Here is a 20,191-nt window from a genome sequence, read left to right on the forward strand (position 1 = left end):
GGCAGGCAGCCGAACACAAGGAGGGTGGCAGCATGGCCGTCAGCGGCATCATCTCCGCCATAATCATCGGACTCATCATCGGCGCTCTCGGCCGGCTGGTCGTGCCGGGGCGTCAGGCCATCCCTATCTGGCTGACCGTGGTCATCGGTATCATCGCCGCCCTCATCGGCTCGGCGATCGCCCGTGGCCTGGGAGTCGCCACGACTCCCGGGATCGACTGGATCGAACTGATCATCCAGGTGGTCCTCGCCGCCGCCGGTGTCGTGGCCGCGGTGGCGCTGTACCGCCGCAGAAGCGTCGGGTAGGTCCTGGCTCCGCCGATGGCCCCGGCGCGGACCGGGGCCATCGCATGTCATGGTCTGTCGCGGTCTGTCGCGGTCTGTCGCGGTCTTTGCGAAATCACCGACATCTATTGATTCTCCCCGTCACGCCTCGGCGTACGGTCATTAACCAGGGGCTTTCCCCAAGCAGGCACGGTCCGTTGAAAGGGGCTGAACTTGGACGGTGATTCCGAGCCGCGCCGCAGGCCGTACGGGCCGCGGGAGCCGGGCCGGTGACCGCGCCGATGGAGGCGGCCCGCCGCGTCGCGGACGCCGTGCTGTACGAGAGCTATTTGCTCCGCCCCTACCGCGCCTCGGCCGTCAGGAACCGCATGCGCTGGCAGTTCGGTGTGCTCGTGCCGCCGAACTACCCCGGTGAGCCGTCCGGCAGCGTGACGGAGTGCCTGCTGGAGGCCCCCGGCGAGGCCCAGCTTGATTTGCGCCTGCGGTTCCTGCACGTCAGGAGCAGGACGGTCGAGCGGGAGGAGGACGACGGCTACTGGCCCGTGCCGAAACTGACCGTCGGCGGACGCGACTACCTCAGCTTCGACGAGGCCACCGAGCGGGAGGCCCGCGCCGGGCTGAGCCTGACACACGTGACGAGTGGGCCGCGCACGATCGAGGTCCGGGTGCCCGGCGACCGCGTCATCGAGAACATCCCCGGACCCGGCGGCGAGCGGACCGGCCGGGTCGTCTGCGAGCACCAGCGACTCGACGCGGAGATGCGGATCTCCGCCGAACGGCTGCCCGGGCCGTACGGGCTGGTCCGCCTGCGCATCGAGGTGGACAACACGGCCCACTGGGAGCGGGCGGACGTGCCGCGCGAGGAGGCCGTGCGCCGCTCGCTGGTCGCCGCCCACCTGCTGATCGGGGTGAGCGGAGGGGCCTTCGTCTCGCTGCTCGACCCGCCGCTGTGGGCCGAGGCGTCGGCGCGGCAGTGCCGCAACAAGAACACCTGGCCGGTCCTGGTGGGCGAGCGCGGGCGCCGCGACGTCGTGCTGTCCTCCCCGATCATCCTGTACGACCACCCGTCCATCGACCCGGAGAGCCCGGGAGACCTGTTCGACTCGACCGAGATCGACGAGTTGCTCACGCTGCGCACACTGACCCTGACCGAGGAGGAGAAGCGGGAAGCCCGGGTCACCGACCCGCGCGCCGCCGAGATCCTCGAACGGGCCGCCGATCTGCCGCCGGAGCTGCTCGAACGTCTCCACGGCGCCATCCATCGCCTGGAGGTCCCCGCCAGGACGACTCCGGAGGACGACGCCGTGATCGTGGCCGGGGTGCGGATCGCCAGGGGGAGCCGGGTGCGGCTACGGCCCGGCCACCGCCGTACGGACGCGGACGACATGTTCCTGGCCGGGCGGACCGCCCGAGTCGAGGCGGTGTTCCTCGACGTGGACGGGGTGCGCCACCTGGCCGTGACGCCGGAGGACGATCCCGGCTCCGATCTCCAGCGTGAGCAGGGACGGTTCCTCTACTTCGCGCCGGACGAGGTGGAACCCGCATAAGAAGGAGGTGACCCCGATGCACGAGTTCGGGATCGCCGAGGCGGTGCTGGAAACCGTCGAGCGCCGGGCGGACGGCAGACGGGTGCGCCGGGCCCGGGTGCGGGCGGGCGCCCTGCTGCGCATCGCCCCCGCGGCCTTGGACCAGGCCTTCTGCCTGGCCGCCGCCGGGACGGTCGCCGAAGGGGCGACGCTCGACCTGGTCATCGAGCCCACCCGGCTCATCTGCCGGGAGTGCGGGCATTCGGCGCTGTGCGCGAACCCGCTCACGATCTGCGGGCTGTGCGGGGGGATCGACGTCGACGCGGAGGGCGGGGACAGCCTCGTCCTCGAATCCATCCAGCTCGATCCCGGCACCGCTCCCGCCCGATGACTCAGCCGGGCAGGTCGAGCACGTCGTCGAGGGCGACGACCTCGATCAGATGACGCAGGTAGGGGGTGAGGGCGACGATCCGGAAGGCCGTCCCGCGCTCCTCCGCGTCGGTGTAGGCGTTCATCACGACGGCCATGCCCGATGAGTCGATGAACTTCAGCCCCGCCAAATCGAATTCGAGCACGTCGACGCCCGCCGCGAGCGTCCTGGCCACCTCGGCGGACGCGTCCCGAGCGGTGGTGTAGTCGAGCTCACCGGTCATCACCAGGCGCGCCGCGCCCGGCTCGGGAATGAGCGACTCGACCTGCAACGGGGGCATGTCCTGCATCAGACGCTCGTCTCTGTTCGTTGGTCCGCGGGCCGGGCCGATCGGCCACAGCACGCCTGTGCCGCGGCGACGCCCTCGTTCAGCAGCGCCCGGGCGTCGGGGCAGTCGGTCAGTACGTCGTGGAAAGCACCCAGCCCGAGTACGACGGACTCCGCAGGCACCTGCCTGGCCTCCAGCACCCGGCAGGTCCAGACGACGAAATCGGTGAACAGCGCGGCGTCGTGGACGTACGTCGCGGCGATCAGGAAGTCGGCCATGTTACCGAGATCCTCGGCGGTGTGCTCCGGTCGCCCTGTCAGCGTGTCCATGACGCGGGCCAGCAGGTCGGCACGGTGCCGGGTCAGGTACGCGTACTCCTCGCCGCCGAGATGAACCGCGGTGTCGCCTGAGTCGTCCGGCACGGCGGGGAAGGACGGCAGCCCGGCGGCGAGGCGGTCGGCCGCCGCGTCGGCGGTGGGCGCCCACGCGTCCGCGCCGAGCAGGCGCGCGAAGCGGCCGTCGGCGCCGAACCCGGCCCCACCGGCCAGCACGGGGATGCCCACGGCCTGGCAGGCGGCGATCGTGGCGTGCGCGCGGGGCAGCCGGGTCGGCAGCATGCAGCCGAGCGCGACCACGTCGGGCCCGGTCTGGTGCAGGTGCGTGATCAGGTGCGGGCCGGGCACGCTGGCCCCCAGGAAGTCGACCTGCCATCCCCGCAGCCGCAGCACCTCCGCCATGATCCGGGTGGGAAGAACGTGATATTCGCCGTCGGCGCAGGCGACGGCCACCCGGCCGCGGGTCTCCGTGGGCCGGACGCGTCCGCTGACGGCGGCCACGACCCGCTCGCTGACCGCGGTCGCCCCGTGCTCGCGCGCCACCGGCCACTCGTTCGACGCCCACAGCTCGCCCACCCGGCGCTGGCACGGGGCGATGACCCGCAGCAGCACGTCCTCCGCGGGGACGCCCTCGCCGATCAGCCCCAGGACCAGGCCGGCCGCGCCCTCCTCGTCGGCCCGGCCGATCAGGTTCAGGTAACGCCCGGTGGCGGCCTCCAGATCCTGCCTCACCACGTTGTCACCATGACGTCTCCGTCCGTCCCGCCCCCGCGCGTACGGCGAGCAGGGCGCGGTCGTCCGCACCACCGCCCGGGCCGCCGCCCAGCCACTCGGTGCTGAGCTGCTCCAGCCGCTCCACCAGGGCCTCGACCGGCATTCCCGCGCAGGTCGCCAGCGCCTCCTTCAGCCGCGCCTCACCGTACATCTCCCGCCCGCTCGGGCCGCCGAACGCCTCGGTGATGCCGTCGCTGTACAGCAGGCACACCTCGCCGGGCTCCAGATCGAGTGTGGCGGGCCACAGACTGATCTCCTTCAACGCGCCGAGGAGGGAACCCCGTGCGGCGACCTCCTCCACCGTGCCGTCCTTGCGCAGGACCAGCGGCGGCGGATGCCCGGCCACGACCAGGTCGACCAGCACATGATCGTCGGGCCCGGTCCGCAGCGCGGCAAGAATCATCGTGACGTAGGAATTGGGCGATGGAGAAGCGATCAGGGACCGGTTGAGCAGTTCAAGCAGCCGGTCGAGACGGCACTCCAGCAGCAGCAGCGTACGCAGGCTGTGCCGGACCTGACCGGCCAGGACCGCCGCGCCGGCGCCCTTGCCGCAGACGTCGCCCAGGATGACCAGCGGCGGCCGCTCCACGATCCCGCCGTCGGGTGCCGCGTCGGGCAGGTAGACGTCGTAGAAGTCGCCGCCGATGGCGCCCGCCTGCTGCGAGGCCCGCAGCCGGCCGGCCAGCCGCATGCCCTCGATCTCGGGCAACTCGGGCGGCAGCAGGTCGCCGGTCAGGATGTCGTTGATCGTGCTCTGCTCCCGGAACAGGGACGCCGCCGAGACCGCGGCGCCGGCCCGGGCCGCGAGGTCGCGCGCCATCACCTGGTCGTCGTCGTCGAACGGCGGCCGTCCGGCGCGGCGGGCGAGCACGATCGCCCCGGCGGGCACGCCGTTGCCGGGCATCGGGAGCACCAGCAGGTGGCCGGCCGGACCGAACCCCTCCGGCAGCAGCCAGCCCGGTGCGCCGCCCGGGTCCTGTTGCCCCGCGACCCCGTGCCGCAGGCCCGCGAGCGCGTCGCTCAGGCCGGGCACCTCCGCCGCCTCGGCGGCCGGCAGGACGCCCTCCTCGGGGCCGTACCGGCCGGAGACGGCGCGCACCCACTCGATCCGGCGGCGGTAGGTGGGCGGCAGCAGCACGATCGCCATGTCGGCCAGGAAGTCGGCGCCCAGCTCCGCCGCGGCCCGGGCGCACCGGTGCGGGTTGAGCGAGGCGGACAGGCGGCGGCCGGCCTCCAGCAGGAACTCGGTGCGCCGTGCCGCGCTCAGGTCGGTGAGGTACCACGCGAGCATGCCGCCGCTGACCGCCTGTGCGCGGATCCGGATCGCCCGGCCGCCGTGCAGCACGACCCTGCCTTCGGGGGACGGCGGGACGGAGTCGAGCGGCGCGGGCGCGGGAAGGCCCGGCTCGACCCGCGGCACCATGCGGGCCGCCGCCGCGTTGGCCAGCGTCACGACGCCGTCGGCGTCGCACAGCACGATGCCCTCGCCGCTGCCTTCGAGCAGCGCCGCCATGAGGTCGGGGACCGGGCCGGCCGAACCCGCGGCGCCTCTCACCCGTGCGTTCCCGCCATGGCCGCGTCCCCCGATTCCTGTTCGTCACTCCACACTACCTTTGCCCAGAAAATCGACAGGTTGATGATCTTCGGGTTCACCACGGCAGGGGGGTATCCATAATTCCGATGGGTTAGGTAGGGTTAGTGAGTGCATTTCGACTACACCATGGCGATCGGCTCGTTCCTGGTCGCCGTCGTCGTCGGCCTCACCGGGATGGGCGGCGGCGCCCTGATGACGCCCATGCTCGTGACGTTCTTCGGCGTGCCACCCCTCGCCGCCGTCTCCAGCGACCTCGTCGCCGCCGCCGTCATGAAACCGGTGGGCAGCTTCGTGCATCTGCGCCGCGGGACGGTCAACCTGCGGCTCGTCGCCTGGTTGTGCGCGGGCTCGGTCCCCGCGGCGTTCTGTGGAGTGCTCATCGCCCGCGCCCTGGGCAGCGGCGAGGCCGTGCAGGAGGTGATCCAGAAGGGCCTCGGCATCGCCCTGCTCATCGCGGCCGGCGGCCTGGCCGTGCGCGGCTACCTCGCGATGCGCGACCGCGCCGAGGGCCGCACCCCCGAGACCGGCCGCCGCACCGCCTCCCCCGGCGAACCGGCCGCGACCGAGATGCCCTCCGTCGCCGTACGGCCGTTGCCGACCGCACTGGTGGGGGCCGTCGGCGGACTGGTGGTCGGCGTCACCTCGGTCGGCTCCGGCTCTCTGATCATCGTGGCCCTGCTGGCGCTCTATCCCGCGTTGAAGGCCAACCAGCTCGTCGGCACCGACCTGGTGCAGGCCGTGCCGCTCGTCATGTCGGCCGCGTTCGGGCACCTGCTGTTCGGCGAGTTCACGCTGTCGGTCACGGTCGCGCTGCTGGTGGGCTCCATCCCCGGCGTCTACCTCGGCTCGCGGATCTCCTCGCGCGCCCCCGGCGGGCTGATCCGCCGCGTCCTGGCGTTCGTGCTGCTCGCCTCGGCGCTGAAGATGTTCGGCATCGGCAACACCCAGACCGTCTGGGTGCTGGTCGCCGTGCTGCTGCTCGCCCCGGCCTTCTGGATGGTCCTGCGGGTACGGTGCGGCCTGCCCGCGCTTCCCTGGAGGCGGGAGGCGCAGACCGCCGGGAGGTGACGGCGCAGGAAGTCCGAGCCGACGGCGATCGTCTCGCGCCTATAGATCGCGCAGCGCGGGGAGGAGCTCCTTCTCCGACCACTCGAAGAACTCCCGCTGGCGCTCCCGTCCGATCTGCACGAGCGCGAGGTGGGTGAAACCGGCCTCGGTGTACTGCCGCACGGCCTCCACCACGGCGCCGACGTCCGCGCCGCAGGGCACCTTCTCCGCCACATCCTCGGGCCGTACGGTCTCGGTCGCGGCGGCGAAGTTGACCGGCGCGGGCAGCTCCGACATGACCTTCCAGCCTGCCACCGACCAGCGCCACAGGCGGTGCGCCCGCTCGACCGCGGCGTCCTTGTCGGGGTCGTAGCAGACGGCCAGCTGGCCGTAGACGGGCTTGCCCTCGCCGCCGGACGCGGCGAACTTCTCCACCAGCGACCCGTCCGGGTCGGTCGACACGAGGCCGTCGCCGAGCTCGGCCGCGATGTCCGCCGACTGCTCGCCGGACGCGGCGACCGCGATGGGCACCGGCCGCTCCGGCAGGTCGAACAGCCGGGCCGAGTCGATGTCGAAGTACTCACCGCGGTAGTTGCGGTAACCGCCCTGGAAGAGCTCCTTGATGACCTCGATGGCCTCGCGGAACATGTCGTGGCGGGTGTTGACCGGCGGCCAGCCGTGCCCCACCACGTGCTCGTTCAGGTTCTCGCCCGCGCCCACACCGAGGGTGAACCGGCCGTCGCTGAGCACTCCCATCGTGGCCGCCTTCTGCGCCACCACGGCCGGGTGATAGCGCATGATCGGGCACGTCACGTACGTCATCAGCGGCAGCCGCTCGGTGGCCTGCGCCGCCGCGCCCAGCACCGACCAGGCGTACGGAGAGTGGCCCATCTCCTCCAGCCACGGGAAGTAGTGGTCGGAGATGACCGCGTAGTCGAAGCCCACGCGCTCGGCGGTGACCGCGTCCTCCACCAGCTCCTTCGCGGGCGTCTGCTCGCACATCAGGGTGAAACCGATCTCTGCCATACGGCCACCCCTACCCACTGCATCGGGTACGACGCCCAGCGAGCTCGGCTCTTGTCACTGCCCAAATCAACTTGACCAGTTACGCCCCTTTGCCCTAGCTTTGTAACTGCCAAAGAAAATTAAGACAGTTACAACGGCGAGCTGGACGGTAATGATGTTCTACGACTACTCCCTGGCCACCGAGCGCATCACCGAGCGCGTCACCGAGTTGCACCGCGAGGCCGACAACGCACGCGTCGCCAGCCGCCTGGTCGCGGCCCGGCGCTGGTCGCGCCTCGCGTCCTGGGCTCAGCGTCAGGCCCGGAAGGCGAGCCACGACCTGGGCTGACGGCCGTCACCGCGTCGGTCCGGAAGGGACCAGAAGGGACCGGAAGGGAAGGGCCGATGCGTACGACACGTGGCACCCGCACGGCGGTGGTGAAGCCGGTCATCGCCGCCCTCATGGAGGACGCGGGCACCGGCCTCGACTACGGCACCCGGCCCGACCGCCTGCCGGGACTGCTCACCCCCCTTGACCGCTTCTTCGTCCGCAACCACGCCCCGACCCCCCGTCTCGACGCGAGCACCTGGACGCTGCGCGTCGAGGGCGGCGGTGTGCGCCAAACTGTCCGCTACACCTACGACGACCTGTGGCGCCGGTTCCCGCTCGTGTCCGTCGTCCGCACACTGGAGTGCGCGGGCAACAGGCGCGCCCTCTTCGGCGCCGAGCACGGCCACCGCTTCGACGGGGTGCAATGGGGCCGCGGCGCGATCGGGACCGCCGAGTGGACCGGGATCCCGCTGCGCGACCTGCTCGAACCCGCGGGCCTGACGGACGCCGCCGTCGAGGTCATGCCCGAAGGGCTCGACGAACCGCGCGGGCGCCGCCCGATGCCCCTCGCCAAGGCCCTGGCCCCCGACACCCTGCTCGCGCTCGCCATGAACGGCGAGATCCTGCCGCCCGACCATGGCTTCCCCGCCCGCGTGGTGGTCTCCGGCTGGCTCGGCGCGGCGAGCATCAAGTGGGTGGGCCGGATCGAGGTGTCCGACCGGCCGCTGAGCGTGCCGTGGAACACCGAGGACTACGTGATCGTCGCCTCCGGGCGGCCGGCCGTGCCGATCACCTCCACGCCGGTCGCGAGCCTGGTCGAGCTGCCCTGGCCCGCGCGGCTGCACCCGGGCCCGCAGACGATCCGTGTCCGGGCGTACGCCGGGGAGGACCGCATCGCCGCCGTCGACTACCGGATCGACGACGGTCCCTGGCAACCGGCCGCCCTCGACGGGCCGGACCTCGCGGGCGCCTGGACCCGCTGGCGGTTCCCCTGGGATCCCACCCCAGGCGCCCACGTCGTACGCGTGCGGGCCACCGACGAGCACGGCCGCACCCAACCCGAGGCCACCCCCTGGAACGACCTCGGCTACTGCCACACCTCGGTGCTCCCCCACCCCGTGCTCGTGACCTAGGGTGCGTCGCCTAGGGGACGAGCACGACCTTTCCCGTGGTCGCGCGGGTCTCCAGCGCGGCGTGCGCGGCGGCGGCGTCCTTGAGCGGGAAGCTCTGCACCAGCGGGACCAGCGCGCCCGACCCCGCCGCCGCCGCCAGCGCCCGCTCCTCCAGGCCCCGCAGGCCACCCGGCCGCTTCAGCACTCGCGGGCCGACCGCCACCGCCGCGGTGATGCCGCGCGCGTACAGGTCCTGCGTGGTCAGCGCGGTCGGGCCGCCCTCGGCGTCCGCCCAGCCGAACAGCACGATCCTGCCGCCGACGCCGAGCAACTCCAGGGTCGCCCGCCCGAGGTCCCCGCCGACGCCGTCGAGCGCCAGCGTGACCTCCCGGTCGCCGAGGATCGCCCTCACCTCGCCGGGCCAGCCGGGCACGGCGTAGTCCACGGCGTGGTGCGCGCCCAGCTCCAGCACCCTGCTCACCTTGGCCGCGCCGCCGGCCAGCCCCACGACCGTGGCGCCGGCCCGCACCGCCGCCTGCACGAGCAGGTTGCCGATGCCTCCGGCCGCCGCCGTCACCAGGACGACGTCGTCCGCCCGGATCTCCGCGACGTCGAGGATGCCCATGGTCGTCCGGCCGGTGCCGATCATCGCCACCGCCTCGCCGTACCCGAGGCCGTCCGGGATCTCGTGGATCGCCGAGGCGTCCCGTACGGCCAGTTCCGCGTATCCGCCGGGAGCCATCCCGAGGTGGGTCACCACCCGCCTGCCGACCAGGCCGGGATCGACCCCGGGACCGACGGCGTCGACGACCCCGGCGACCTCCCGGCCGGGGATCGTGGGCAGGTCGGGGACGGGGATCGGGCCGCCGGCGTACTTCCCGGCCCGCAACGTGGTGTCGACGAGGTGCACCCCCGCCGCCCGTACGGCCACGCGGACCTGGCCTGGTCCCGGCTCGGGATCCTCGACCTCCTCGTAGACGAGATTCTCGGCAGGACCAAAGGCGTGGAGTCGAATGGCGTACATGTGTCCCGTTATAGATCCCCGAACCACGCCCCCACATCGGACGATGGTCCTAGGTCCCCCGGCCGCAGTGGTGGCGGGTGGAATGGGGTCACAGAGTTGTGGCGTTCTTCGTTGGGTTTTTCCCTTGTGGCCCTTATGCTCGCACCACGTCCTCTTTACTACCGTGAGTGAGGAGATATTGCGTGGCCGATGACGAGCCGCCACCCGGAATCGATGCGGGCATCCCCAATCCCGCGCGTATGTACAACTATTTTCTCGGCGGAAAGGACAATTTCGCCGCCGACCGAGAAGCCGCCGAGCGGGTCATGCAGGTCGCGCCCGAGGCCCCCGCGCTCGCCCGTCGCAACCGCGCCTTCCTGCGCCGGGCCGTACGCCACCTGGTGGCCGAGGCGGGGATCCGGCAGTTCGTGGACATCGGCACCGGGCTGCCGACCGAGGGCAGCGTCCACGAGGTGGCGCACGAGATGGACCCCGGCGTCCGGGTGGCGTACGTCGACAACGACCCGGTCGTGCTCGCGCACTCCCGGGCGCTGCTGTCGGGCACCGCCGCCGCCACCGTCACCGTGCAGGGGGACCTGCGGCGCCCCGAGGAGATCCTGGCCGATCCTGAGCTTCGGTCGCTGATCGACCTCGCGGAGCCGGTCGCGATCCTGCTCGTGGCCGTGGTGCACTTCCTCTCCGGCGACGACAAGCCAGCCGAGCTCGTGGCCCGCCTCAGGGAGTCCGTCGCCCCGGGAAGCCACCTCGTGCTGACACACGTCACCGACGAGGAACGGGCCGGCGCCGCCCGCGACGGGGCGGCCGTCTACCAGCAGGCCAGCAGCGGCATCACCCTGCGGAGCCGCGAGCAGATCCACGAGCTGTTCGACGGCTTCCAGCTCATCGAACCGGGACTCGTCCCGCTCGACGACTGGCGGCCCGACGACGAGAACCCGCTCGCCCGGCAGGCCCGCCGCCACCTGCCCACGTGGTTTCTCTGCGGGGTCGGGCACGCGCCCTGAAAAGGGCGTGAATATTGTGTTACGTCCTGTGTGTACTTGTTTCTTCCTTTAGGTGTGTTACGCCAAACTATGCGGCATGCTCAAGCGCACCAGGCTGTTCGGGCGGAAAACCCGAGTCACCTTTGCCCTGCCCGTTGACGAGCCCTCGGGGGCGGTCAGCGTGGTCGGCGACTTCAACGACTGGCTGCCCGGACGTCACGAACTGCTGCGGCGCAGGAACGGCACCCGCACCGTGTCGGTGATCCTCCCACCCGGCGCACACCGGTTCCGCTACCTCGCGACGGGCGGCGTGTGGTTCGACGACGACAACGCCGACCAGGTGGACGACCAGGGCGGCGTGCTGCACCTCTGACGGCGAGGGTGCCGTTTCCCCTGCCCGACGCAGGGCATACGGGGAAACCATGAAAGCAGTTACCTGGCACGGCAAGCGCGACGTACGGGTGGAGGAGGTCCCCGACCCGGCCGTCAAGGAACCCACCGACGCGATCATCCGGGTCACCACGACCGCGATCTGCGGCTCCGATCTGCACCTCTACGAGGTGCTCGGCCCGTTCATCGGCGAGGGCGACATCCTGGGCCACGAACCGATGGGCGTCGTCGAGGAGGTCGGCGCGGAGGTCACCCACATCTCCCCCGGCGACCGCGTCGTGATCCCGTTCAACATCTCGTGCGGCCACTGCTACATGTGCGACCGCGCGCTGTACGCCCAGTGCGAGACCACCCAGGTCCGCGAGTACGACACGGGCGCCGCGCTCTTCGGCTACACCAAGCTGTACGGCGAGGTGCCCGGCGGACAGGCGCAGTACCTGCGCGTGCCGCAGGCGCACTTCGGACCGATCAAGGTGCCGGACGGGCCGCCGGACGAGAGGTTCGTCTACCTCTCCGACGTGCTGCCCACTTCATGGCAGGCCGTCGAGTGGGCCGAGGTGCCCGACGGCGGCAGCGTCACCGTCTTCGGCCTCGGCCCGATCGGGCAGATGTCCGCCCGCATCGCGCGTCACCGCGGCTACCGGGTGATCGGCGTGGACATCGTCCCCGAACGCCTGGAGATGGCCCGGCGGCACGGCATCGAGGTGATCGACGGGAACGAGACCGACGACGTGCCCGAGGCGATCCGGTCGATGACCGCGGGCAGGGGCACCGACTCGGTCATCGACGCCGTCGGCATGGAGGCGCACGGCTACACGGTGGGCAAACTCGCCCAGACCGTCACCGGGATGCTTCCCGACAGGGCCGCCGCCGCCATGATGACCCGCGCCGGGCTCGACCGGCTCGCCGCGCTGCAGGACGCCATCGAGACCGTACGCCGCGGCGGCACGATCTCGGTCAGCGGTGTGTACGGCGGGATGACCGACCCCATGCCCATGCTGCAGATGTTCGACAAGGGCATCACGCTCAGGATGGGCCAGGCCCACGTCAAGCGGTGGGTGGACGATCTCATGCCGCTCCTGACCGGCGACGGCGATCCCCTGGGGGTCGAGGACCTGGCGACCCACCGCCTGCCGCTCGACCAGGCCCCGCACGGCTACGAGATCTTCCAGAAGAAGGAGGACGGCGCGATCAAGGTGCTGCTCACGCCCTAATGATCAAGCCCTGACGGCCGCGGCCCGTCTGACCCGGCCGCGTACGGCGGTGCCGAGGAAGGCCGCCCCGAACACCAGGCCCACGAACAGGGCGATGGAGGCCCCGGTCGCGACGTCCCACTGCGTGGAGACCCACACGCCCGCGAGCGCGCACGCGACGCCGATCGCGGCGGCGAGCGGGAACAGCGGCGCGAGCCGGTCGGTGAGCAGGCGGGCGGTCGCGGCCGGGCCCACGATCAGCGCCACGGCGAGGATCGTCCCCAGCGCCGGAACGGTGGCGACGACGGTCACCTCGACCACCGCGAGCAGCGCGAAGTCCAGCAGCACGGTGGGCAGCCCGAGCGCCGCCGCCCCCACCGGATCGAACGCCGCGAGCAGCAGTTCCTTGCCCAGCAGGGCGAGCAGGAGCAGCACGCCCACGGCGACGGCGGCGGTCGCCACCAGGTCGCCCGTGCCGACGGCGAGGACGTCGCCCACCGTGTAGGCCGCCAGGTCCCTGGTGAAGCCGTCCTGGGCCGACACCAGCACCACGCCGAGCGCGAAGCCACCCGACAGCGCGATGCCCGTGGCGGTGGTGAAGTCCTGCCCCCGTCCCCGGCCGAACGCCAGGACGGCGGCGACCACCAGCAGCCCGAACAGCCCGCCTCCGAGGTAGAGGTTCACCCCGAGCATGGCGGCGACGACGATGCCGGGGAACGTCGCGTGCGTGAGGGCCATCGTGAAGAACGGCAGCCGCCGCGCGATCACGAAGACCCCGACCACCCCTCCCAGCACGCCGACCAGGACGGCCTCGACGAGGGCCCGGTGGACGGTGGAGTCGAGCCAGTTCACGCCGCCTCCAGGACCGAGCGGCGGCGGGCCCGGCTCAGGCCCGCCTTCCTGCGGACGAATCCGGCGACGTGGGCCAGGACGTACATCGTCACCAGGACGAGCACCACGGTCGCGCCGGAGGCGAGCCTGACGCCGTGCCCGACCGACGCCTCGTAGCTCACGACGAGCCCGAGCCACCCGGCGGCCGCGCCGACCACGCAGGCGAGCGGCACGATGACCGCGAGCCGGTCCGACAGCCTGCGCGCCGCCGCGGCCGGCACGATGAGCAGCGCGATCACGAGGACCGTGCCGACCGCCTTGACGGCGGCCACGACGACCAGCGCGACCGCGACGTTCAGCACGAGGTCGAGCAGGCCCACGCGCACACCGGCCGCCTGGGCGCCCTCGGGGTCGAAGGCGCGCAGCAGCAGCGGACGCCGCAGCACCGCCAGCAACGCCACGACCACGACCGTCACGACGGCGGTCTGCGCGAGTTGCGCCTCGGTGACCGTCAGCACCCGGCCGAACAGGAACGCGGTGAGGTCGGAGGTGAAGCCGGTCTGCCGCGACACCAGCACCACGCCGACCGCGAACAGCGTGGTCAGCAGCATGGCGAGCGCGGCGTCCTCGTTCACCCGGCGGCGCTGGGTGAGCAGCGTGAGCAGGACGGCCGTGACGACCCCGGCGGCCAGCGCACCCCAGAAGATGCCGCCGTTTCCGGCCATGAGGTGGCCGATGACCACGCCGGGAAAGACGGTGTGCGTCAGGGTGTCGCTCACGAAGGCCAGCCGGCGCAGGAGCACCAGCACGCCGACCGTGCCCGCGAGCGCGCCGAGGACGAGCAGTTCGACCAGCGCGCGGGCCATGAACGGCAGATGGAAGGGTTCGAAGAGGATCATGTCTGGGTCACGATCACGCGGTCGCCGCGCAGTTCGAGCGCGTGCCCGCCGTACGTCGCGCGCAGCCGCTCGGGCGTCAGCACGTCGCCGGTCGGGCCGAAGCCGAACTGGTGCCGGTTGAGCAGGCACACCTCATCGCAGGCGAGGTGGGCGATGGCGAGGTCGTGGGTGCTGACGACGACGGAGGCGCCCTGCGCCTTCAGTGCACCGATCGCCTCCAGCAACGCGTGCTGGCTGACCGCGTCCACGCCGTTGAACGGCTCGTCGAGCAGCAGCATCCGCGGCTTGGCGGCGATGGCCCTGGCCAGCAGCACCCGCTGGCGCTGCCCGCCCGACAGCGTGCCGAACCGGTCGCGGGCCCGGCCGGCCAGCCCGACCTGCTCCAGGGCGTCGGCCACCTCGGCCCGGTCGGCGGCGGAGGGGCGGCGCAGCCAGCCGATCCGCCGGTAGCGGCCCATCATCACCACCTGCTCGACCGACACCGGGAAGTCCGGGTCGAGCGTGTCGGCCTGCGGCACATAGGCGACGTCGCGGCGGGCCTGCGCCGGGGGCCGGCCCAGCACCTCGATCCGTCCGCGCACGACCGGCACCAGGCCGAGCAGCGCCTTGATGAACGTGGACTTGCCGGCGCCGTTCGGGCCGATCAGCGCCACGGCCTCGCCCTCGTGGACGACACCGTGCAGTTCTTCCAGAACGGGGACGTCGCCGTAGGCCACGCTCGCCCGGTCGAGCACCAGGGTCGGCGCGTGCTCACTCATGCGGCGGTCCCCCTCAACGCGTTGACGATGGTGTCGGTATTGTGCTCCTCCATCTGCAGGTAGGTCGCACCGGCCGACCCTTCCGGGCCCAGCGAGTCGCCGTACAGCGCGTCCTGCCCGGCCACGACCGTCACCCCCGCCTCGCGGCCGACCGCCTCGGCCGTCTTGGGCGGCAGCGACGCCTCCGAGAAGATCGCGACCACCCCGGTCGCCTTGATCTCGGCGACGAGGTCGGCCACCTGCTTGGCGGACAGCTCGGCCGAGGTGTCGAAGCTCGGGATGATCGAGCCGACGAACGTCAGCTTGTAACGGTCGAGGTAGTAGCCGAAGGCGTCGTGGTTGGTCACGAGCGTGCGTCGGTCGGCGGGGACCGACTCGATCTTCTTCGAGATCTCGCCGTCGAGCGCGTCCAGCTTCGCGTCGTACGCCGCCCGGTTGGCCTGGTAGGCCGCGGTGTCGCGCGGATCGGCGGCGGCGAAGGCCCTCTCGATCGTGGCGGCCATCGTCTTGACGTTCAGCGGGTTGTGCCAGATGTGCGGATCGCCGTCGCGGATCGGCACGCCCTGGGAGGCGTCGACCACCGGCCCGTCGAAACCGGCGGCCGAGATCGTCTCGTCCAGCCATTTCTCCAGGCCCACCCCGTTCTTGACGAGCACGTCGGCCTCGGCGATGGCCTTCATGTCCGCCGGGGACGGCTCGTAGTCGTGGGGATCGACGTTCGGCCTGAGCAACTGGTGGACGCGGACCCGGTCGCCGCCGACGTTGCGGGCGAAGTCGGCCACCTGCGTGGTGGTCGCCACCACCTTCAGCGGCTGGGCCGGATCGGAAGGGGAAGGGTGCGTGTCCCCGCCACCGCATCCGGCGGCGAACAGCACGAGCAGAGCGGCGGACGAGAACACACGGGCGAGCGGCGAGAGCACGACGAATCCTCAAGTCGGCTTATCAAAGCAGTGCATCAAAGAGATGCATCACGGGAAACATCCCTTTCAAATGTCTCGCAAATGAAAATCATTGTCAACTTGGGGCACTTCGCCGCCGCTCGGCCACCGCATGTGTCCCGACATACGCGTACGGCTCCCGCGCCGGGACGCGGGAGCCGTACGGAGATGGCGGAACTGTGTCAGTTCCTCGTGGGGCCGATCAGACCTGGCCGGCCTTCGCCAGAGCGGCGCAGCAGGTGTCGACGATCAGGCGGGTGACGACGTAGGGGTCGACGTTGGCGTTGGGGCGCCGGTCCTCGATGTAGCCCTTCTTGTCCACCTCGACCTGCCACGGGATGCGGACGGAGGCGCCGCGGTCGGAGACGCCGTAGCTGAACTTGTCCCACCGGGCGGTCTCGTGGTGACCGGTGAGGCGGTCCTCGATGCCGTGGCCGTAGTTCTTGACGTGCTCCATGGCGTTGCCGCCCAGGGCCTCGCAGGCGGTGATGATCGGGTCGTAGCCCTCGCGCATGGCCTTGGTGGAGAAGTTGGTGTGCGCGCCGGCGCCGTTCCAGTCGCCCTTCACCGGCTTGGGGTCGAGCGTGGCGGCCACGTCGAACTCCTCGGCGGTGCGGTAGAGCAGCCAGCGGGCGACCCACATGTGGTCGGAGACCTCCAGCGGACCGGCGGGACCAACCTGGAACTCCCACTGGCCGGGCATGACCTCGGCGTTGATGCCGGAGATCTTGAGGCCGGCGGCCAGGCAGCGGTCGAGGTGCAGCTCGACGATGTCACGGCCGAAGACCTCGTCGGCGCCGACACCGCAGTAGTAGCCGCCCTGCGGAGCGGGGAAACCGCCCAGCGGGAAGCCGAGCGGGCGGCTGTCCTTGAAGAAGGTGTACTCCTGCTCGATGCCGAACCACGACTCCTGGTCGGCGAACCGCTCGGCCACCCCCGCGAGCAGGGAGCGGGTGTTGGTGGCGTGGGGCGTCATGTCGGTGTGCAGGACCTCGCACATGACCAGCACGTTGTCGCCGCCGCGGATCGGGTCGGGGCAGGTGAACACCGGCTTGAGCACCAGGTCGGAGGAGTGACCGGTGGCCTGGTTGGTGCTGGACCCGTCGAAGCCCCACAGCGGCGGCTCGGCGCCGTCGGCAAGAACCTTGGTCTTGGAGCGGAGCTTCGCGGTCGGCTCCGTGCCGTCGATCCAGATGTACTCGGCCTTGTAGGTCACGTCGATCCCTTCGAGCGAGGCGGCCTGGCGTTCGTCCGCCACGCTCAAGATTGCCGTTCTGGGATTTCGTAGCTTTTGCCCGTTTGTGAACATGGTGTTAACGCGCATGCTTTGCCTTGGTCCCGGTGTGACGCGGCGCACATGAATCGCGTCTGTGCGGGCAGTCGGACAAGCGTCCACGAATCGCAACCGCACAGCAACCGGCTATTTGGGAGTGAGGGCAGATGGTCTTACTGGGCCTGCTTCTGATCCTTATCGCGGCGGCGGCCGTCATCGAGGTGTCGGTCAACGACACCGCGAACACCTTGCCGATGACGGTCCTGGACCGCACGTTCAATCTCAGCCCGTTCGAGCTGTTCATCGCCGGCGTCGTGACCGCCGCCGTGTTCGTCGTCGGCCTGCTGCTCATCACCGGCGGCATGCGCCGTGCCGCCGTCAGGCGTCGCCGGACGCGTGAGACGCGCCTGGCGGAGCGGGACCGCGTGTCCCGTCTGGAGGCCGAGAAGCGCGACCTGGAGCGCCGGCTGGAGACGAACACGACGACCACTCCGGCGGCCGAGCCCGTCGCCGACGAGCCCGTCACCAAGCAGTATCCGAAGGTCGACCGGGACCGCGACGGCGTCGACGACCGGGCCGAGCGTCCCACCGCGCCGCACAACCGCCTTTCCGTACCCGCCCAGCAGTCGTCCCCCGACCAGCTGGTGGCGGGCGGGCGTCACGCGTCCGACGAGCGCCGCGCCTGATCCGTCATGCCGGGGGTGACACCCGCCCGTCCGGTCATGACCGGACGGGCTCGGGGGTCCGCTCGGGAAGCCTCGCCCTGCCGACGTCCCGCCCCTGCGCGCACGCCAGCTCCGCGAAAGTGATCGCGTTGCGTACGGCGGCACCCCCGGGGTCGTTGTTGAAGTAGACGTAGGCGTCCGGCACGTCCCCCAGGCGGTCCACCCAACTACGCAGCGCGCGCCGGCCGTAGGCGGGCCAGGGTTCTGCCCCTCCCTCGTGGAAACGCAGGTAGACCCAGCCGGCCGTACGCCACAGGGGCCCGGCCGGCCGGCCTAGCCGGTCCGCCCAGCACAACGCGGCCCCGAACTCGGTCAGCAGGGCGCGGATCTCGTCGGTCCACCACGAGGCATGCCGCGGCTCGACGGCGACCCGTACGGCCCGCGGAAACCGGGCCAGGCAGGCCCGCAGCCGCCCGGCGTCCACCTGCAGGGTCGGCGGCAGTTGCAGCAGGACGGGGCCCAGCTTCGGGCCGAGGCCCTCGGCCACGCCCATCAGCCGCTCGACCGGCTCCTCCGGGTCCTTCAGCCGCTTGATGTGCGTCAGGAAGCGGCTGGCCTTGACCGCCATGACGAAGTCCGGCGGCGTGCGCTCCCGCCACGACTCGAAGGTCTCCCGCTTCGGCAGCCGATAGAAGGCGTTGTTGTTCTCCACCGTGCCGAAGATCTCGCCATAGCGCTCCAGCCACAGCCGCTGGGGTACGCCGGCGTAGACGAGGTCACGCCAGTCGGCGTACTGCCAGCCAGAGGTCCCCACCAGCACGGGCATGTCCCTCTCCTACCCAGCGGACGGCATAGATCGCGGTCAGCGGGGCACGCGACGTCAAGAACACGCAAAAACGCACGAAAGGGGAGCACGATGATCCAGGGCAAGACGATCGCATTCCTCGTCGCCCCCGAAGGGGTCGAGCAGGTCGAGCTCACCGAGCCGTGGAAGGCCGTCCAGCAGGCGGGCGGCACGCCGAGGCTGGTCTCGGTGGAGCCCGGGGAGATCCAGGCGTTCAACCACCTCGACAAGGCCGGCACCTTCCCCGTGGACGCCGTGGCCGGAGAGGTCTCCGCCGCCGAATTCGACGGGCTGGTCCTCCCCGGAGGGGTGGCCAACCCCGACTTCCTGCGGATGCGGCCGGAGGCCGTACGGTTCGTCAGGGAGTTCTTCGACGCGGGCAAGCCGGTCGCGGCGATCTGCCACGCGCCGTGGACGCTGGTGGAGGCCGACGTGGTGCGCGGACGCACGCTGACCTCCTGGCCCAGCCTCCAGACCGACCTGCGCAACGCGGGGGCGACCTGGGTGGACCAGGAGGTCACGGTCTGCGCGGCGGGTCCGAACACTCTGGTGACCAGCCGGAAGCCGGATGACCTGAAGGCCTTCTGCCAGGCCGCCGTGGACGCGTTCGGCGCCTGAGCAAGGGGCTTTCCCGGGCGGATCAGGCTCTGCCATGCTTTCGGGGTGCGATCCCGCGGACTTACGGCATGACCGAGGTTTTCACGCTCGGAGAGGCGTTGGGCGTCGTCTCCGGCGACCGGCTCCGGCATGACATGACCATCCGCCTCGACGTGGAGGGGCCCGAGCTGACGACGGCGGTCGGCCTGGCCCGGCTCGGCCACACAGTGAGCTGGCTGGGCCGGGTCAGCGCCGACGAACTGGGCATGCGCACGCTGACCGTGCTGCGCGGCGAAGGCGTGGACGTCTCCCACGTACGCGTGGACGAGACGGCGGCCACCGGGCTGATCCTCCGCCAGCGGCGCATCGGCCGATCGTCGCACGCCGTCCACTACCGGGAGGGCTCGGCCGGGTCGCACCTGTCGACCGGCGACGTGCCCGGCGAGGCGGTGCAGTCGGCGCGGATCCTGCACGTCAGCGGCGTCACCCTCGGGCTGAGCGGCCTCGCGTGGAGCGCCGTCCACCATGCCGTCAAGCTCGCCAGGGACGCCGGGGTGCTCGTCTCCGTGGACGTCAACCACCGCGCGAACCTCTGGGAAAGCGCGGAGGAGGCGCGGCAGGGACTCACCGAACTCGCCGCCTGCGCCGACGTGCTCTTCGCGACGCAGGACGAGCTCACGCTCGTGGAGCCCGTGCTCGCGTCGAGGCCCGAGCTGGTCGTGACCCGGGGCGCCAAGGGCGCCAGCGCCACCGTCGAGGGCCTGCGCTACGACACCCAGGCCGCCCCCGTGACCGCTGTCGACCCCTCCGAGGTCGGCGGCGCGTTCGTCGCGGGCTACCTCAGCGCGATCCTGGAAGGGCTGCACCCGGCGGACCGCCTCAAGCGCGGCATCTCGGTGGCCGCCTTCGCGGTCGCCGGCCACAGCTCCTGGCAGGGCCTGCCCACCCGCGGCGAGCTGCCCCCGTGACCCGTGGCAGGACATGGGGCGGTGGTCGGCCGCCTGCCGCTGCTCGCGTCCCCCTCTGGTGCGAGCAGAAGTCCGGCACCCCCTGCGCTCCGCACGCATCCATGTAGTCGACCATCGACCACTTC

Annotated in this window: 23 protein-coding genes; 12 read left to right on the forward strand and 11 right to left on the reverse strand. The window is 71.5% G+C overall.

The window, feature by feature from the left end; translation table 11 throughout:
- Window positions 1-32 precede the first annotated feature (32 nt).
- The 3 genes from FLX07_RS00085 to FLX07_RS00095 all read left to right on the forward strand — a co-directional run bounded on the left by FLX07_RS00085 (window position 33) and on the right by FLX07_RS00095 (window position 2,201).
- Window positions 33-305: a GlsB/YeaQ/YmgE family stress response membrane protein gene (locus FLX07_RS00085; RefSeq protein ID WP_142567359.1), complete on the forward strand. Its 273-nt coding sequence runs from the start codon at window positions 33-35 to the stop codon at window positions 303-305.
- Between the two features lie 248 nt (window positions 306-553).
- Window positions 554-1,831 (forward strand): hypothetical protein, encoded by a 1,278-nt coding sequence (locus FLX07_RS00090; RefSeq protein ID WP_208762008.1) that lies wholly within the window; start codon window positions 554-556, stop codon window positions 1,829-1,831.
- 16 nt (window positions 1,832-1,847) lie between these two features.
- Window positions 1,848-2,201 carry a hydrogenase maturation nickel metallochaperone HypA gene (locus FLX07_RS00095; RefSeq protein ID WP_142567360.1) on the forward strand — a complete coding sequence of 118 codons (354 nt, stop codon included), beginning with the start codon at window positions 1,848-1,850 and terminating at the stop codon, window positions 2,199-2,201.
- A gap of 1 nt (window position 2,202) precedes the next feature.
- Here the strand turns inward: FLX07_RS00095 and FLX07_RS00100 are convergent, their stop codons facing one another.
- Genes FLX07_RS00100 through FLX07_RS00110 form a run of 3 tightly spaced genes read right to left on the reverse strand, consistent with a single transcriptional unit; the run spans window position 2,203 to window position 5,172 of the window.
- Window positions 2,203-2,529 (reverse strand): STAS domain-containing protein, encoded by a 327-nt coding sequence (locus FLX07_RS00100; RefSeq protein WP_142567361.1) that lies wholly within the window; start codon window positions 2,527-2,529, stop codon window positions 2,203-2,205.
- Entirely contained in the window at window positions 2,529-3,578 is a 1,050-nt protein-coding gene (locus FLX07_RS00105) for a cobalamin B12-binding domain-containing protein (protein ID WP_142567362.1), read from the reverse strand. Before FLX07_RS00105 ends, FLX07_RS00100 begins: the two co-directional genes overlap by 1 nt.
- Window positions 3,579-3,582: 4 nt before the next feature.
- Entirely contained in the window at window positions 3,583-5,172 is a 1,590-nt protein-coding gene (locus FLX07_RS00110) for a PP2C family protein-serine/threonine phosphatase (RefSeq protein WP_142567363.1), read from the reverse strand.
- 147 nt (window positions 5,173-5,319) lie between these two features.
- Here FLX07_RS00110 and FLX07_RS00115 point away from each other — a divergent pair, with 147 nt between their 5' ends.
- Window positions 5,320-6,279 (forward strand): sulfite exporter TauE/SafE family protein, encoded by a 960-nt coding sequence (locus FLX07_RS00115; RefSeq protein WP_229689430.1) that lies wholly within the window; start codon window positions 5,320-5,322, stop codon window positions 6,277-6,279.
- A 39-nt stretch (window positions 6,280-6,318) separates the two neighbouring features.
- Here FLX07_RS00115 and FLX07_RS00120 read toward each other — a convergent pair whose 3' ends face one another.
- The gene (locus FLX07_RS00120; RefSeq protein ID WP_142567364.1) at window positions 6,319-7,284 is read right to left on the reverse strand and encodes an LLM class F420-dependent oxidoreductase; all 966 of its coding nucleotides are present in this window, start codon (window positions 7,282-7,284) and stop codon (window positions 6,319-6,321) included.
- Window positions 7,285-7,435: 151 nt separating this feature from the next.
- Between FLX07_RS00120 and FLX07_RS36210 the strand changes: the two genes are divergently transcribed.
- A complete protein-coding gene (locus tag FLX07_RS36210; protein ID WP_167748057.1) occupies window positions 7,436-7,612 on the forward strand; it encodes a hypothetical protein in 177 nt (58 codons plus the stop codon).
- 56 nt (window positions 7,613-7,668) lie between these two features.
- Window positions 7,669-8,727 (forward strand): sulfite oxidase, encoded by a 1,059-nt coding sequence (locus FLX07_RS00125; protein ID WP_142567365.1) that lies wholly within the window; start codon window positions 7,669-7,671, stop codon window positions 8,725-8,727.
- A 10-nt stretch (window positions 8,728-8,737) separates the two neighbouring features.
- On the opposite strand, the gene FLX07_RS00130 is transcribed toward FLX07_RS00125, so the two are convergent.
- Window positions 8,738-9,730, reverse strand: a complete 993-nt coding sequence (locus FLX07_RS00130; protein ID WP_142567366.1) for a zinc-binding dehydrogenase — start codon at window positions 9,728-9,730, stop codon at window positions 8,738-8,740.
- A 182-nt stretch (window positions 9,731-9,912) separates the two neighbouring features.
- On the opposite strand from FLX07_RS00130, the gene FLX07_RS00135 reads away from it, so the two are divergent.
- The 3 genes from FLX07_RS00135 to FLX07_RS00145 all read left to right on the forward strand — a co-directional run bounded on the left by FLX07_RS00135 (window position 9,913) and on the right by FLX07_RS00145 (window position 12,314).
- Window positions 9,913-10,731 (forward strand): SAM-dependent methyltransferase, encoded by an 819-nt coding sequence (locus tag FLX07_RS00135; RefSeq protein ID WP_229689431.1) that lies wholly within the window; start codon window positions 9,913-9,915, stop codon window positions 10,729-10,731.
- Window positions 10,732-10,807: 76 nt separating this feature from the next.
- Window positions 10,808-11,083 carry an isoamylase early set domain-containing protein gene (locus tag FLX07_RS00140; RefSeq protein ID WP_142567367.1) on the forward strand — a complete coding sequence of 92 codons (276 nt, stop codon included), beginning with the start codon at window positions 10,808-10,810 and terminating at the stop codon, window positions 11,081-11,083.
- Window positions 11,084-11,132: 49 nt separating this feature from the next.
- A complete protein-coding gene (locus tag FLX07_RS00145; protein ID WP_142567368.1) occupies window positions 11,133-12,314 on the forward strand; it encodes a zinc-dependent alcohol dehydrogenase in 1,182 nt (393 codons plus the stop codon).
- A gap of 3 nt (window positions 12,315-12,317) precedes the next feature.
- On the opposite strand, the gene FLX07_RS00150 is transcribed toward FLX07_RS00145, so the two are convergent.
- The 5 genes from FLX07_RS00150 to glnII form a co-directional block, all read right to left on the reverse strand.
- Entirely contained in the window at window positions 12,318-13,145 is an 828-nt protein-coding gene (locus FLX07_RS00150) for a metal ABC transporter permease (protein ID WP_142567369.1), read from the reverse strand.
- Complete coding sequence (locus FLX07_RS00155) at window positions 13,142-14,023, reverse strand: metal ABC transporter permease (protein WP_142567370.1); 882 nt, start codon at window positions 14,021-14,023, stop codon at window positions 13,142-13,144. The genes FLX07_RS00150 and FLX07_RS00155 overlap by 4 nt, the downstream gene beginning before the upstream one ends.
- The gene (locus tag FLX07_RS00160) at window positions 14,020-14,781 is read right to left on the reverse strand and encodes a metal ABC transporter ATP-binding protein (protein WP_142567371.1); all 762 of its coding nucleotides are present in this window, start codon (window positions 14,779-14,781) and stop codon (window positions 14,020-14,022) included. The genes FLX07_RS00155 and FLX07_RS00160 overlap by 4 nt, the downstream gene beginning before the upstream one ends.
- The gene (locus FLX07_RS00165; RefSeq protein ID WP_142567372.1) at window positions 14,778-15,701 is read right to left on the reverse strand and encodes a metal ABC transporter substrate-binding protein; all 924 of its coding nucleotides are present in this window, start codon (window positions 15,699-15,701) and stop codon (window positions 14,778-14,780) included. Before FLX07_RS00165 ends, FLX07_RS00160 begins: the two co-directional genes overlap by 4 nt.
- 220 nt (window positions 15,702-15,921) lie before the next feature.
- Window positions 15,922-16,977: a glutamine synthetase gene (gene glnII / locus FLX07_RS00170; RefSeq protein ID WP_229689432.1), complete on the reverse strand. Its 1,056-nt coding sequence runs from the start codon at window positions 16,975-16,977 to the stop codon at window positions 15,922-15,924.
- Between the two features lie 182 nt (window positions 16,978-17,159).
- Between glnII and FLX07_RS00175 the strand changes: the two genes are divergently transcribed.
- Window positions 17,160-17,678: a hypothetical protein gene (locus tag FLX07_RS00175; protein WP_142567373.1), complete on the forward strand. Its 519-nt coding sequence runs from the start codon at window positions 17,160-17,162 to the stop codon at window positions 17,676-17,678.
- Between the two features lie 34 nt (window positions 17,679-17,712).
- Here the strand turns inward: FLX07_RS00175 and FLX07_RS00180 are convergent, their stop codons facing one another.
- On the reverse strand, window positions 17,713-18,483 hold the full coding sequence (locus FLX07_RS00180; protein WP_142567374.1) for a DUF72 domain-containing protein: 771 nt from the start codon (window positions 18,481-18,483) through the stop codon (window positions 17,713-17,715).
- A gap of 90 nt (window positions 18,484-18,573) precedes the next feature.
- On the opposite strand from FLX07_RS00180, the gene FLX07_RS00185 reads away from it, so the two are divergent.
- Both FLX07_RS00185 and FLX07_RS00190 read left to right on the forward strand, forming a co-directional pair.
- Window positions 18,574-19,119 (forward strand): type 1 glutamine amidotransferase domain-containing protein, encoded by a 546-nt coding sequence (locus tag FLX07_RS00185; protein ID WP_142567375.1) that lies wholly within the window; start codon window positions 18,574-18,576, stop codon window positions 19,117-19,119.
- Between the two features lie 68 nt (window positions 19,120-19,187).
- Window positions 19,188-20,066 carry a sugar kinase gene (locus FLX07_RS00190; RefSeq protein WP_142567376.1) on the forward strand — a complete coding sequence of 293 codons (879 nt, stop codon included), beginning with the start codon at window positions 19,188-19,190 and terminating at the stop codon, window positions 20,064-20,066.
- Window positions 20,067-20,191: the final 125 nt, after the last annotated feature.

The organism is Microbispora bryophytorum, from assembly GCF_006874465.1.
Classification (GTDB): domain Bacteria; phylum Actinomycetota; class Actinomycetes; order Streptosporangiales; family Streptosporangiaceae; genus Microbispora; species Microbispora bryophytorum.